The following is a 13,935-nucleotide window of genomic DNA, read 5'->3' as shown; positions in this document are numbered from 1 at the left end:
ATTGTTTTAGCGAGTGAAATTACTGGATTTATTTTCTTTTTTTTGTCATAATGTGTAAAAAGTAATATGCAATAAAGAGACCACAACCTCTGATTTTTGACTATTTTGATTGTTTAGGCTTTAACAGAGGTTTCTGTTAGTTATTTTATCAATTGGAGAGTGACTAACGAAGCAACCGTCTCACTGGCTTTATAAGTTGTTCAATTTATGTTCAAAGTGAACAAAAGAGAGGAGCGGGAACAGAAGGCATGAGGTAATCATAGTTCTTTTTCGAAAAGTGCCTCATGTGAACAAACAGGCAATTATTTCTATTTTAAGGAGGCTGTGTCAAGTATGGAGAGAATAGTTGAGACCTTTATCGAGTTGGTTAAAATTGATTCTGAAGCTAAAAATGAAGGAAAGTTTCAAAAATATTTAAAAGAACAGTTTGAAGGGTTGGGACTAAAGGTTATTGAAGATGACACGATGGGGAAAACCGGATTAGGGGCTAACAATTTGTTGTGTCAGTTCCCAGGCGATTTAGATGTTGCGCCGATTTTTTTCTCAGCCCATGTGGACACTGTCACACCAGGCGTTGGCATACAACCAGAAATCCGTGACGGGGTTATTTATTCAGATGGCACAACGATTTTGGCTGCAGATGATAAAGCCGGCATTGCGGTTATGTTGGAATTAGTTAAGGTGATTCAAGAAGAAAACATTCCTCATGGTCTGATCGAGTTTGTACTCACCCCAGGAGAAGAAATTGGTTTAGTTGGCGTCAGTGCTTTTGATGTTAGCCAATTACAGTCAGCTTATGGTTTTGTATTAGATAATGGCGGGCCAGTTGGCAGTATTACGATGGCAAGCCCAACCTTAATGGGATTAGAAGTGGAAATTATCGGTGAAACGGCTCATGCAGGGTTAGAGCCTGAAAAAGGTGTTTCGGCGATAGAAATTGCTGCTAAAGCGATTTCTGAGATGACACTAGGTCGTTTGGATGAAGAGACCACGGCTAATATTGGCACAATAGCTGGAGGAACGGCGACTAATATCGTGGCAGACAATGTGATTGTGACGGCTGAAGCTCGTTCGATTTCTCGTAAAGCGTGTGAAAAGCAAATGATGGCCATGGTCTCAGCTTTTGAAGATAATGCGCGTCAATTAGGGGGGAAAGTTAATTATTCGACAGACATTAAGTCGATCGGCTATCGCTTTAGTGAAAGTGACCCGGTCGTTCAACTGGCTGCTAAAGCCATTGAGGCCGTTGGAAGAAATGCCAGTTATGATGTCAGTGGTGGTGGCAGTGATGCCAATGTCTTTAATGCTAAAGGGAAGAAGGCGTTAAACCTGTCTGTCGGTTACGAAGAAATTCATACCTTGCACGAGTATATTGCCATAGATGAATTACTCAAAGCTCTTGAATTGGCGGTTCAATTAGTCAAAGGCACTAACTAATCGATCGCAGGGCTATTGGCTAGAAGCTTATGGCACTCCCTGACAAAGGAGGATAGCCATCAAGCACGAAACCAGCAAATTGGATAATTTAGGATGTCTATCTAGCTAGTTCCAATTAAATAATGACGAGCAATCGTTAACCTTCCAGCCAAAAAGAAGCTGAAAGTACCACTCTTTGCTCGTCATTAAGTTGATAATCTAGTGGAACGATATGTTCGGATTGTTTGCGAGCTGGATACAGTAAGAAAAGAGGCGACAAAAATGAAGACTCTGCTAAAACAAGTGCCCATTGTGGCATTTGCCATCGCCTTAATCGGCGTAAGTATTAACATGTTTTTAGGACCCCATCATATAGCGGCAGGTGGCGTCAGCGGTATTGGGATTCTGGCTGAACAATTTTTTGGTATTAACAGAGCCTTAGTAGTTTTAGTTTTAAATGGGTTTATGCTAATTATCACCTATCTCTTTTTAGGGGAAAGTCACTTTGTTCATACGGTGATTGGCAGTATTATGTTGCCGATTTCCCTAGCGATTGTGCCAGAGATTATGGTGACTAGCGATCGTTTGTTATCGGTGATTTTTGGTAGTGCTATTTTTGCAACAGGAGTGGCCATTTTATATAAAATAGGCGCTTCAAGTGGTGGAACGACGATTCCGCCCTTAATCTTCAAGAAATATTTTGGCCTAAGTACGTCGATCGGATTATTGGCAACCGATTCGGTGATTGTCTTATTTAATATCGTCGTCTTTGGCTTTGAAGAGTTCCTTTTAGCCATCTTCTCACTGGTGATTACCTCTATCGTGATGAGTTATATAGAAACAGGCATGAAACGCCGCAAAGCAGTGATGATTATGAGTGAACACCATGTTGATGAAATAAAAGCAGCGTTGTTCCAAGAAGTCAATCGTGGCATAACTGTTTTTTCAGTTGAAGGTGGTTATACGGGACGTGAGAAAAACATGCTGATGATTATTCTTAGTAATCAGGAGTATCCAGCAATCCTAAAAGTTATTGATGAAATCGATAATAAATCTTTTGTGATTGCTTATAATGTATCAGAAGTTCATGGGTTGGGCTTTACTTATCTACCTTTAGGATAAAGAAAAATTTCGGGAGTGATTTAGATGAATCCAGTGTTGGCATTTACAGTTATTATGTTGGTGTGGACGATCAGTGACTTTGTTTCTAAAAAAACAAAGTCGTTGATTTCTTCCCTATTAGTGGCCTCATTAATCTTTTTAATCGGTTTTAAAACGAGTATTTTACCAGAAGATATTTTAACCAGTTCTTCATTGTTACCCTTAGGGTCAACTGTGGTTGGCTTTATCATTGTGCACATTGGCACGATGATCAGTATTGATGAATTGAAGCAACAATGGAAAACGGTAGTCATTGGCGTGGCGGCCATTCTTGGGATAACAGTGGCCTTATTAGTAGTCGGTCCTTTATTTGAAAGCATGAACTATGCCATTGCGGCAATTGGCGCTGTTAGTGGTGGAACCATTTCAATTATCATCGTTCAGGAAGCGGCTTTAGCGGCGGGACTCGTCTCAGTGGCCGTATTGCCAGTCTTAATATCTGCTTTACAAGGACTGATTGGCTTTCCTTTTACCTCGATTATCTTAAGAAAAGAAGCGAAACGGCTCCAAGCTGAATATCGCGCTGGCACCTTAAAAACTGTTGAGAAAAAAGCCGATCATGAAGAAGAAAAAGGCAAATTACCGGCAATGTTTCAAACAACAGCCGGGACACTTTTTGTTGTTGGGGTAGTGGTGTTGATTTCGACGTTTATCAGCAATATTACAAACGGGATTTTGAATACGTTTATTGTCGCCTTGCTATTAGGTGTGACCTTAAGAGCCTTAGGAATTGTTAAACCTAATATTTTAACCGGCATCGATGCCTATGGGTTGATGATGCTTGGGATATTAATTATCATCTTTGGTCCGCTAGCGACGATTCAACCGCAGGATTTATTTGATTTGATCGTGCCAATCACCTTGTCATTCTTGGTAGGGGTGAGTGGCAGTGTCTTATTCTCTGTGATCACGGGGAAAATCTTGGGCTATAGTTTACCGATGTCAATTGCCGTCGGACTTACCTCTCTATACGGGTTTCCAGGAACCATGATTTTGAGTCAAGAAGCTGCCAAAAGTGTCGGGGAAAATGAAGCCGAAATTGCGGCAATTGAAGGTCAGATTTTACCTAAAATGATCATTGCCGGCTTTTCAACAGTGACGATTACTTCAGTGTTAGTGACCAGTATTATCGCTGGTTGGATTGGCTAGGAGGCTGTGATGAGAACCTGGCGACCATCAAAATTGTTAGATTTATTGTTCCATCTGATTGGCATGGCGCTATTAATTTTATTGTGTACACGAATCAGCTTTATTTTTAAACCAGTCGGAGTTTTTATTACGACGTTATTTACCCCGATTATGATCGCTGGCTTTTTATATTATGTCCTAAATCCAGTGATTCTTTTATTGGAAAAGTTAACTAAAAAGCGCAGTTATGCAATTGCTCTGGTGTTTGTGATGATCGCCCTGATCTTCGGCTTATTGATTGGCACTATTTTTCCCAATTTAATTGGTCAGTTTATGGAATTAACTAAGGCAATGCCAGAATTCGTCAGCCGTCAACAAGAAAATTTAGCTGAGTGGCTAAATAGATTAGCCTTTGATATTGATGTCCAACGCTATTGGAGTGAGTTATCCGTCTCGTCCAATCAGATTTTAAACGCGACAGTCAATGGCTTGACGACCAGTGTTGGGACAGTTATCAGTGTGCTTTCCCGTTCAGTCCTACTGATTATTACGGTGCCAATTATTTTATTTTACATGTTCAAAGATGGTCAGCGATTTCCAGAAGCGGTTAGTTTATTTGTACCCAAAGCGTATCAGCAACCGGCCAAGGAGTTACTTGGCCGTGTGAATACCGCTTTATCAGCTTATATCAGTGGTCAAGCTCTGGTATGTCTATATGTAGCAGCAGGGGCCTACCTTACCTTTAAACTATTAGGAATCCCTTATGCCTTTCTCTTGGCTTGCATTGCTGGCATGATGGATGTGATACCTTACTTAGGACCTTGGATTGGTGTAACCCCTGCCTTTATCATTGCCTTCAGTATGTCTCCTCAAAAAGCAGTCATTTTGGCAATCAGTATTATCTTGATCCAACTAGGTGAATCTTATCTGGTCTACCCTTTGGTTATGGGGAAAAGCCTTAACATGCATCCTTTGACCATTATCTTGGCTTTATTAGTAGCAGGCAAACTGGCTGGTCTCCCTGGGATGATCCTAGCTTTGCCGACCTATGTGATCGCTAAGATTATTATTTTAAATGGCCTTCATTATCGCAGAGAAAAGCAATTGCTAAAACTGCCTAAGGAGAAGGAAAAACAACCAAGTTAGCCCAGTGCTAGCTTGGTTGTTTGAGTTAAAGCTAATCCGTCGGAAAACAATGACCGTCATTTCGGTAAGGATTAAATACAATTTTGTGTTTTTAGAGAATAGGGGGTATTAGTTGAAAAAATGTTGGAATTGTCCCTGTGATAATGGCAAAATCGTCACCTATCAGGAATATTAAAATAAGCCGTTTTCTGTGAAGTTGGTTATTTATCAACCTTTTTAGAGTAGGTAGCTCTTGGACTGGGGGATTTTTTCACATGTTAAGGATAACACGAAAAAAAATTGTTCTAAGAGGAAACCGTAGAACTTTCAAAAAAGTCAGGATTATAGTAAACGTTACCATTTTTCTTAGATTGTGATATACTTAACTTGAAGATGAAAGGGTGTTCAATGTGAGTAAACGGATCAAAAGAAAATACACGTTTCTCTGACAAAGTATAACTGAGCGGTTGCGCTCTAAGTTTGCTAGACTGGAGTCATCTAATCAAATTAAGGGCTGTTTTTTCTGTCCTTTTATTCATCATGGGCTGGATTTTGTTCGTGAGAGTAAAAGAATGGCGAAAAGAGCCTTATTTCCAATGGAGGGAAAGCCATGTTATTGGTAACTAACAATCCGCTGGTGGCCCGATCAAAGATCAAGATTCCGCTGGAGTTTTTGAAAGAAGATCACGGCCAGTTGTTGCTAAAAGTAAAAAGATACATTATCGAGGAACAGATGGTGTTGTTAACTCATCCTTTGAGCAGCAGCATCAAACCTAATGAAACCTACTATAAGTCGATTGTCTTAGGAGGTGGCGGGGAAGTGATCGATATAACCAGTCTCGACTACATTGAACAAGCCATCCAAGTCTATCAGCGTTTTATGGCGGACAAGCCCCGTCCTAATTGGACCGAGGCTGTCTTACAAGATTTTGCTTACGTCGATTATTATGTCATGGTAAGTACCGTTGAGCGAATGGGTATTCGTTAATGGAGATAAAGTTGAATCAACGATTCACGATTAAAGGAGGTGAGACGCAGCTCAATAGTACGGAGAATCGGTACAAAAATTTGAATTGAGGTGAAGAAATGAAACTAGAACTTGGAAAGATTCACATTAAAGAGGTGGTATTTGGTGATACGGCGAAGGTGGTGGCAGGCGTACTCTACCTTAATGAAACAGAGATTAAAGGGATGGTCTTAAAGGATGAACGGATTCACTCCTGTGACATTCAAATCGCTAAACCTGGGGAAAGCATTCGCATCACGCCCGTTAAAGATGTGATTGAACCTCGCTGTAAAGTTGCTGGTGGTGGCGGGATATTTCCCGGCGTGATTAACAAGGTTGGCATTGTCGGATCTGGTCGGACTCACGTCTTAAAGGGTTGCGGTATCACGACGGTTGGCAAGATAGTGGGCTTTCAAGAAGGTATCGTTGATATGAGCGGACCAGGGGCGGAAAAAACGCCATTTTCGGCGATCATTAATATTTGTTTGGTGCTAGAGCCGGCAGTCGATTTGGAACCCCATAGTTATGAAGAAGCAGCTCGCTTAGCAGGTTTAAAAGTCGCAGAATATCTCGGGAAATTAGGTCAAGCACTTGAACCAGATGAGGTGACAGTTTATGAAACCTTACCAGTCTTTGAACAAGTGGCACAGTATCCTGACCTTCCTAAAGTTGGTTACGTTTACATGTTGCAGACTCAAGGCTTGCTGCATGATACTTATGTTTATGGAACCGATGCTAAGCATGTTGTGCCAACGATCTTATATCCGACAGAAATCATGGATGGGGCGATTATTAGTGGTAATTGTGTGTCAGCATGCGATAAAAATACGACCTATCATCATTTGAACAATCCGGTGATTGAAGAGCTCTACGAAAAACACGGAAAAGAAGTCAATTTTGTTGGTGTGATTATTACCAATGAGACAGTCTATTTGGCAGATAAGGAACGTTCCAGTGATTGGACCGCCAAATTGGCAGAATATTTAGGACTAGACGGTGTGATCATTACGCAGGAAGGTTTTGGCAATCCAGATACGGATCTGATCATGAATTGTAAAAAAATTGAACAAAAAGGGATTAAGACCGTTATTGTCACTGATGAATATGCAGGGCGCGATGGCGCTAGCCAATCCTTAGCTGATGCCGATAAATTGGCAACAGCGGTTGTGACTGGTGGCAATGCCAATGAAACGATTATCTTACCACCGATGGATCGGTTGATCGGGCAATATGACTATGTTGATGTCATTGCTGGCGGATTTGACGGGAGCTTGCGAAAAGATGGCAGCATTGAAGTGGAAATTCAAGCTATTACAGGAGCGACCAATGAGCTTGGCTTTAACAAAATGTCGGCGAAAGGACATTAGGAAATAGAGAATGTCCAAACTAAATGATGTCACATAAGGAGGTAAACATGGCTAAATATAAAATAGTTCATTACATCAATCAGTTTTATGCAGGAATTGGTGGCGAAGAGCATGCTGGAACCGAACCTTTTAAAAAGGCGGAAATTATTGGTCCTGGACTGGCATTCGCTGGCGCTTTAGGTGAAGAGGTTGAGATCGTCGGGACAGTCGTCTGTGGCGATAGTTATTTTGGTGAAAATATGGCTATTGCGGAAGCGACGGTCACGGAGATGATCCAATCCTTTCATCCTGATTTAGTAATCGCTGGACCTGCATTTAACGCTGGGCGTTATGGCGTGGCTTGTGGAGCAGTTGCTCAAGCCGTCACGCAACAATTAAATATCCCAGTTGTGACTGGGATGTATGAAGAAAACCCTGGGGTCGACTTATATAAAAAAGAGGCCTATATCGTTTCTGTCGGGAAGTCGGCGGCAGCGATGAGAAAAGCGGTGCCCTTAATGGCAAGCTTGGCCAAAAAATTATTAGCAGGCGAAGCGGTTGATCCGCTTGAGGATCACTACATCGTGCGTCATCGGACAAATTTTGAAGCTGAACAGCGAGGGGCAAACCGTGCTGTTGAGATGCTGATAAAAAAAATAGCGAATCAAGATTTTCAAACGGAATTTCCAATGCCTGAGTTTGATAACGTAGTGCCTGGTCAGGCAATCACTGACATGGCTCATGCGAAAGTGGCACTGGTTACTTCAGGAGGAATCGTTCCGAAAGGTAATCCCGATCATATCGAATCTTCCAGTGCCTCAAAATACGGTGAGTACGATATTACGGGCGTGCAGGATTTAACTGAAGCGACTTATGAAACAGCTCACGGTGGATACGACCCGATGTATGCCAATCAAGATGCCGACCGTGTTTTGCCAGTTGACGTGATGCGTGACTTGGAAAAGGAGGGACGGATTGGCGAGTTGCACTCGAAATTTTACACGACAACTGGCAATGGCACCTCAGTTGCTAATGCCAAAAGTTTTGCAGCCGAGTTTGCTCAAAAACTGGTTTCTGATGGTGTTCAGGCCGTGATCTTAACCTCCACCTGAGGAACCTGTACCCGTTGCGGAGCAACTATGGTAAAAGAAATTGAGAAAACAGGGTTACCTGTCGTTCATATCTGTACGGTCGTGCCGATATCCTTGACAGTTGGCGCCAATCGAATTGTCCCGGCGATTGCCATCCCTCATCCCTTGGGAAATCCCAGTTTAAATGGGGAAGATGAGAAGAAATTACGCCGTGGGATTGTTGAAAAAGCCTTGTCAGCTTTAGAAAGCGAGATTGACACGCAAACAGTTTTTGAATCATAAGCTGGGAACGCAAATTTTAATGATACGAGAGGGCTGACGGTGTTGACTGTTTAGCCATCTGTCAAGTTAAAGGAGGGAACCAAAATGTCGAATCAACATATTGTGATTGGAACAGCTGGGCATATCGACCATGGTAAAACAACCTTAATCAAAGGGCTAACCGGCATTGAGACGGACACTACGGCTGAAGAAAAACGTCGTGGCGTGTCCATTAATCTCGGTTTTGCTTACCTTGACTTGCCAGATGGTCAACGGATCGGCATCGTGGATGTTCCAGGACATGAGCGCTTTGTGAAAAATATGTTAGCTGGTGTCGCTGGGATTAACTTGGTGTTATTGGTCATTGACGCCAATGAGGGCATTATGCCGCAAACGAGAGAACATCTTGATATATTGCAGCTTTTAGGCGTAAAAGATTTTATTGTCGTGTTGACGAAAGTGGGAACAGTTGAAGAGGACCTGCGTCAGTTAGTGGTTGAGGATATTCGCGAGACCTTAAGCCATACTGCTTTAGCTGATGCCCCGCTGATTGAAACAGATGCAGTCTTAGGGATTGGCATGGCAGCGCTAAAAAGTGAAATTTATCGTAGAGTGACCAGCATTGAAAAGAGTCTCAACGAAAGTGAACCTCGGCTAAACATCGATCGTGTATTTTCGGTAAAAGGTCATGGCACAATTGTCACTGGTACCTTAATTGACGGCTCCTTAAAGGTGGGGGCAGATCTGGTTGTCTATCCCAGTGCAAAAAAAACCAAAATTCGCAGCATTCAAGTTCATGAGTCTGCTCAGGAAGAGGCTTTTGCTGGTCAGCGTACGGCCTTAAATCTGACGAAATTGAGCTTAGGCGATCTAAAACGAGGCGATGTCATAACAGTCAAAAACAATGTCACGCCTACTTGGATGATTGACGTTAAACTAAGGGCGCTCCCTTCTGCTGAGCGTCCATTGGGTCTTTGGAATCGCGTTCACATTCATCTGGGGACTAAGGAAGTCTTAGGACGGGTGGTCCCTCTAGGTGCCGCTGACATCCCCCCTGGTGGTGAGGGATATGTCCAATTGCGTTTAGAAGAACAAGTGGCTGTTAAACAAGGCGATCATTTGATTTTACGCTCCTATTCGCCGACGGTAACCATCGCTGGTGGTATTGTCTTAGAAGCCAATGCTGAAAAGCACCGACGTTATAATCAGGATATTTTAGAAAGCTTGCACGTCAAAGAGTCAGGGGACTTTAACTTGGTTCTATTGGATTACTTGAACAAACAAGCTGGCTTTGTTACCGCAAAAACCATGGCAGATTATTTGAATACCAGCAGCCTCAAGATCAATCAAAGCTTAGAGACTTTATTGGCCAAAAAAAAGGTCGTCCAAGTTAATCAAACCTTTATTAGCAGTTGTCAACTAAAGGAAATTAGTTCAGCTATTTACGAGTTACTGCAAGACTATCATCAGAAGTTTCCCTTAAGGTCAGGGATGTCACTTGAAGAAGTCCGTTCTCGTTTTGAACTACGGCAAAGAGAGGTCGAGGCGATCTTACTGCTTTTAGAAGGTCAAGGGGTGGTCAAACGCTCTCAAGGAAGTATTAAGTTGGCGAGTTTTTCCGTCATTTTTTCCGCGGAGCAGCAAGCAATAAAAAAAAGAATTGAGACAACTCTGCTTGAGGCAGGGTTAGCACCCCCGAGTTTGGCAGAACTTTTGGCAAATGATCCAGCTGCCACGGCGGTTTTGGAGACATTAGTGGGAGATAGTGTCTATTATTTAAATCAAGAGACAGTGATCCACATGACAGTCTACCACTCGGCACTAGCCCAAGTGCAAAGTTTTTTAGCAGCTCACGGAACGATGACCTTAGGGGAATTTCGGGATATGATGCACACTAGCAGAAAATATTCTAAGATGTTTTTGGAACATTTAGATGAGTTAAACGTGACCAAACGGTTGGAAGACAGCCGCGTATTAGTCGAGTATGAAGGTTTATCAATGAGGAAGGTGATGGAATGACAGAACAGTATGATGTAATTGTCATAGGGGGTGGCCCAGCCGGCTTAACGGCAGCCCTCTATAATTCGCGGGCTAGATTAAAGACCCTCGTTCTAGAGCGGGAAAAGCTCGGTGGTCAAATTATGTCGACCCATGAGATTGCTAATTTTCCAGGCTCGATCCTAGGGGAATCAGGCGAGCCATCTGGTTCGGAATTGATTGCTCGGATGGTCGAGCAGGTAAAAAAATACGGGGCGACGATCGAAGTTGGCAAAGAAGTTATCGAAATCGACGTTACCCAGAAGGAGGGATATCGGAGGGTTAGGTGTCAAGATGGCACGCTTTACCAGGCGAAAGCCGTTATCGCAGCAAACGGAGCAGTTCCGCGAAAAATTGGCTGTCCAGGCGAAGCAGCGTTACAAGGTAAAGGGGTTTCCTATTGCGCAACCTGTGACGGGGCCTTCTTCGAAGATTTGGAAGTGTATGTTATTGGAGGGGGAAACTCGGCCGTTGAAGAAGCCACCTTTCTGACAAACTTTGCAAGGAAAGTCACCATTATTCAAAATCTCGGCTATCTAACGGCCGAGGCGATTGCCATTGAGCAAGCCGAAAAAACCGGCAAAATCGACGTGATCTATCATTCGGTAGTCGAGAAAATTAGTGGGGATGGTCTGGTAGAGTCCATGGTCATCCGCAATACTGAGACAAATGAATCCAGGGTGATTGAAGCAGACGAAGAAGATGGCACCTTTGGCATCTTTGTTTTTATTGGCTACCAGCCAAAGACGGCGATCTACGAAAATGTGCTGGATTTAAATCAGTGGGGCTACATTGAAACGACGGATAATCTGGCAACCAATATCCCAGGAATTTTTGCGGCCGGTGACATCAGACCCAAACTGTTGCGACAAGTTGTGACGGCGGCTGGCGATGGAGCGACAGCGGCCTTTGCAGTTCAGCGCTATATCGAAGAAAATAAGTCAAAATGAGGTGGAAAGATGATTGAATTAACGCTAGATAATTTTGATGAAGAAATCACCAACAGTGATCAACCGGTGTTGATTGATTGGTGGGGGGAGACCTGTGAAAGTTGTTTGGCATTGATGCCGACGGTAACGGCTTTGGCAGCGACCTATGGCGACAAATTGAAGTTTACGAAATTTAATACCTCACAAAAAGGGGTTCGTCGTTTTTGTATCAAGCATAAAATTATGGGATTGCCCGTGATTTCGATTTACCAAAAAGGCGAAAAAATTGCTGAACTTGGAAAAGAGGAACTTTCACCAGAAAGTTTGGAAGCATTGATAAAAAAATATTGTTAAGTGGAGGGAAAACGGATGTCATTAGAAAATAAAAAAATAATAGTATTAGGGGATCGTGATGGTATTCCTGGATTGGCGATTGAAGAATGTTTAAAGGGGACTACTGCAGAAGTCGTTTTTTCTTCGACTGAATGCTTTGTGTGAACGGCCGCAGGGGCCATGGACTTGGAAAACCAAAAACGAGTAAAGGAAGCCGTTGAAAAGTACGGGGCAGAGAATGTCGTGGTGCTTTTAGGCGGTGCCGAATATGAAGCAGCTGGTCTAGCTGCGGAAACAGTTACAAATGGTGATCCCACCTATGCGGGACCACTAACAAATGTACAGCTAGGTCTAGCTGTCTATCATATTTTTGAACCAGATTTTAAAGAGTTTGTTGATTCAGACGTCTATGACGAGCAAATCGGCATGATGGAAATGGTGTTAGAAGTGGATGAAATTGTTGCGGAAGTATCGGGAATCCGCAAAGAGTTTTCGACATATTAAGTTAGAAGAAGAGGCTGTTAGCAGACAGTCTCTTTTTCCAAAGTAAGGAGGTTAATCATGGATTATGCAACATTGAGAGCGGCCAGTTATGTATTGGTCCATACACCTGACATGGTCGAAAAAAATGGGACCACTCAAACGACTGAACGAATTGTCAATCCTGATAGTGATTATTTGAAAAAAGTCAGAGAACATTTACGGTCTTATGAGGATGTGGTCAATTATCCGCCAAATCAAACGTATATTGGCAACTTGCCTTATAGTCAGTTAAAGGAATTGCCACAACCTTGGTATCAGCACCAAATGACTGGCCAACGCTACAGCGACATTGGGGAAATTATGCCTCAAAAAGAGTTCTACGGGATTATTCAGTTGTGTGACGTTTTTGAATTAGTTCATCTCGAAGCCAGCTATGGGAAAGCGGTCAAAGAAGCGTTGAAGGAACACCCTTTATTTAAGGCTGACGCGGCTAAAATTAAAGAAGGCCAAAGCCTTGAGTGGCTTAAGACACAAGTGGAGGAGCATCATGCTGAAGGTTTGTATGAAAATTATCAATTGGTTGGTTGTGTGCAACAAGCTCACGAAATTGATGTGAATTTAAATGCCCATGTAATGCTGGAAAATCTGGTCGTTAAGGCTGGTGGTGTCATGTCCTTGCGACATCTGCTCGCTCAGCAGGGCATAGATCCGGCTGATGTTGATTATGTGATCGAGTGTAGTGAAGAAGCCTGTGGTGATATGAACCAACGTGGTGGCGGCAACTTTGCTAAATCAATTGCCGAATTAGCGGGTTGTGTCAACGCCACTGGTTCCGATATTCGGGGATTTTGCGCAGCACCTACCCATGCCTTAATCAGTGCAGCTTCATTGGTGCGCGCTCAGACATTTAAGAATGTGGTGATTGTAGCTGGCGGCGCAACAGCAAAGCTCGGAATGAACGGCAAATCACATGTTGAAAAAGGCTTGCCGATTTTGGAAGATGTACTAGGCGGCTTTGCCGCGCTCATCAGCGAAAATGATGGCAAGCACCCCTTGTTACGGACTGATTTAGTCGGTCGTCATAAGGTATCCAGTGGCTCCAGTCCACAAGCGGTGACCACAGCCCTTGTGGCCACCCCTTTAGATCTTGCCGGCTATACGGTTAACGATATTGATGCGTACTCTTTGGAGATGCAAAATCCAGACATTACCAAGCCGGCTGGGGCAGGAGATGTACCGGTGGCTAACTTAAAAATGATCGGAGCCATCGGCGTTATTCGAAAAGAAATCGAGCGCAGTCAACTGGCAAGCTTTGTGGCGGAAAAGGCCTTGCCAGGATGGGCGCCAACTCAGGGGCATATCCCCAGTGGCGTGCCTTACCTTGGCTTTGCTGTCACTGACTTAACGACAGGTGACAAAAATCGAGCCATGATTGTTGGCAAAGGCTCTTTGTTCTTAGGGCGCATGACCAATCTTTTTGACGGAATGTCAATCATTATCGAACGAAATAGTGGTGAGGTAAGTCAAGCTGATCAGACTGACTTGAAAGGGGAAGTCAGACAAGCCGTTGCCAAAGCCTTACGGGAGTTTGCGGCTAATATGACGGAAGAATAGGAGGG

12 protein-coding genes are annotated in these 13,935 nt (G+C 43.2%); all 12 read left to right on the top strand.

The window, feature by feature from the left end; all coding sequences use genetic code 11:
• Nucleotides 1-333: 333 nt before the first annotated feature.
• The 12 genes from I6N95_RS24610 to grdC all read left to right on the top strand — a co-directional run bounded on the left by I6N95_RS24610 (nucleotide 334) and on the right by grdC (nucleotide 13,930).
• The gene (locus tag I6N95_RS24610) at nucleotides 334-1,437 is read left to right on the top strand and encodes a M20/M25/M40 family metallo-hydrolase (RefSeq protein WP_209532472.1); all 1,104 of its coding nucleotides are present in this window, start codon (nucleotides 334-336) and stop codon (nucleotides 1,435-1,437) included.
• Nucleotides 1,438-1,698: 261 nt separating this feature from the next.
• A complete protein-coding gene (locus tag I6N95_RS24605; protein ID WP_209532471.1) occupies nucleotides 1,699-2,538 on the top strand; it encodes a YitT family protein in 840 nt (279 codons plus the stop codon).
• A gap of 24 nt (nucleotides 2,539-2,562) precedes the next feature.
• On the top strand, nucleotides 2,563-3,726 hold the full coding sequence (locus tag I6N95_RS24600) for a hypothetical protein (protein ID WP_209532469.1): 1,164 nt from the start codon (nucleotides 2,563-2,565) through the stop codon (nucleotides 3,724-3,726).
• A 9-nt stretch (nucleotides 3,727-3,735) separates the two neighbouring features.
• Entirely contained in the window at nucleotides 3,736-4,851 is a 1,116-nt protein-coding gene (locus I6N95_RS24595) for an AI-2E family transporter (protein ID WP_209532467.1), read from the top strand.
• Nucleotides 4,852-5,440: 589 nt separating this feature from the next.
• Nucleotides 5,441-5,818 carry a GrdX family protein gene (locus I6N95_RS24590; protein WP_209532465.1) on the top strand — a complete coding sequence of 126 codons (378 nt, stop codon included), beginning with the start codon at nucleotides 5,441-5,443 and terminating at the stop codon, nucleotides 5,816-5,818.
• Between the two features lie 98 nt (nucleotides 5,819-5,916).
• Nucleotides 5,917-7,203, top strand: coding sequence for a glycine/sarcosine/betaine reductase component B subunit (locus I6N95_RS24585; RefSeq protein ID WP_209532463.1), 1,287 nt, complete (start codon nucleotides 5,917-5,919; stop codon nucleotides 7,201-7,203).
• Nucleotides 7,204-7,250: 47 nt separating this feature from the next.
• On the top strand, nucleotides 7,251-8,555 hold the full coding sequence (grdB, locus tag I6N95_RS24580) for a glycine reductase complex selenoprotein B (RefSeq protein ID WP_245249860.1): 1,305 nt from the start codon (nucleotides 7,251-7,253) through the stop codon (nucleotides 8,553-8,555).
• A gap of 84 nt (nucleotides 8,556-8,639) precedes the next feature.
• Nucleotides 8,640-10,553 carry a selenocysteine-specific translation elongation factor gene (gene selB, locus I6N95_RS24570; protein ID WP_209532457.1) on the top strand — a complete coding sequence of 638 codons (1,914 nt, stop codon included), beginning with the start codon at nucleotides 8,640-8,642 and terminating at the stop codon, nucleotides 10,551-10,553.
• Nucleotides 10,550-11,521 carry an NAD(P)/FAD-dependent oxidoreductase gene (locus tag I6N95_RS24565; protein WP_209532455.1) on the top strand — a complete coding sequence of 324 codons (972 nt, stop codon included), beginning with the start codon at nucleotides 10,550-10,552 and terminating at the stop codon, nucleotides 11,519-11,521. The genes selB and I6N95_RS24565 overlap by 4 nt, the downstream gene beginning before the upstream one ends.
• Nucleotides 11,522-11,530: 9 nt before the next feature.
• Nucleotides 11,531-11,854, top strand: coding sequence for a thioredoxin family protein (locus I6N95_RS24560; RefSeq protein WP_209532453.1), 324 nt, complete (start codon nucleotides 11,531-11,533; stop codon nucleotides 11,852-11,854).
• Nucleotides 11,855-11,869: 15 nt separating this feature from the next.
• The gene (gene grdA / locus I6N95_RS24550) at nucleotides 11,870-12,337 is read left to right on the top strand and encodes a glycine/sarcosine/betaine reductase complex selenoprotein A (RefSeq protein WP_245249859.1); all 468 of its coding nucleotides are present in this window, start codon (nucleotides 11,870-11,872) and stop codon (nucleotides 12,335-12,337) included.
• A 57-nt stretch (nucleotides 12,338-12,394) separates the two neighbouring features.
• Nucleotides 12,395-13,930 (top strand): glycine/sarcosine/betaine reductase complex component C subunit beta, encoded by a 1,536-nt coding sequence (gene grdC, locus I6N95_RS24545; protein ID WP_209532447.1) that lies wholly within the window; start codon nucleotides 12,395-12,397, stop codon nucleotides 13,928-13,930.
• Nucleotides 13,931-13,935 lie beyond the last annotated feature (5 nt).

This window comes from Vagococcus allomyrinae (genome assembly GCF_017829975.1).
GTDB classification, from domain to species: Bacteria; Bacillota; Bacilli; order Lactobacillales; family Vagococcaceae; genus Vagococcus_D; species Vagococcus_D allomyrinae.
This window is presented reverse-complemented; position numbering and strand designations above follow the sequence as displayed.

Excerpts from the sequence above, each read along its gene's own strand:
- I6N95_RS24610 (WP_209532472.1), top strand. The coding sequence starts at position 334 with ATGGAGAGAATAGTTGAGACCTTTATCGAGTTGGTTAAAATTGATTCT.
- I6N95_RS24605 (WP_209532471.1), top strand. The coding sequence starts at position 1,699 with ATGAAGACTCTGCTAAAACAAGTGCCCATTGTGGCATTTGCCATCGCC.
- grdC (WP_209532447.1), top strand. The coding sequence starts at position 12,395 with ATGGATTATGCAACATTGAGAGCGGCCAGTTATGTATTGGTCCATACA.
- I6N95_RS24595 (WP_209532467.1), top strand. The coding sequence starts at position 3,736 with ATGAGAACCTGGCGACCATCAAAATTGTTAGATTTATTGTTCCATCTG.
- I6N95_RS24600 (WP_209532469.1), top strand. The coding sequence starts at position 2,563 with ATGAATCCAGTGTTGGCATTTACAGTTATTATGTTGGTGTGGACGATC.
- selB (WP_209532457.1), top strand. The coding sequence starts at position 8,640 with ATGTCGAATCAACATATTGTGATTGGAACAGCTGGGCATATCGACCAT.
- I6N95_RS24560 (WP_209532453.1), top strand. The coding sequence starts at position 11,531 with ATGATTGAATTAACGCTAGATAATTTTGATGAAGAAATCACCAACAGT.
- I6N95_RS24565 (WP_209532455.1), top strand. The coding sequence starts at position 10,550 with ATGACAGAACAGTATGATGTAATTGTCATAGGGGGTGGCCCAGCCGGC.
- I6N95_RS24585 (WP_209532463.1), top strand. The coding sequence starts at position 5,917 with ATGAAACTAGAACTTGGAAAGATTCACATTAAAGAGGTGGTATTTGGT.
- I6N95_RS24590 (WP_209532465.1), top strand. The coding sequence starts at position 5,441 with ATGTTATTGGTAACTAACAATCCGCTGGTGGCCCGATCAAAGATCAAG.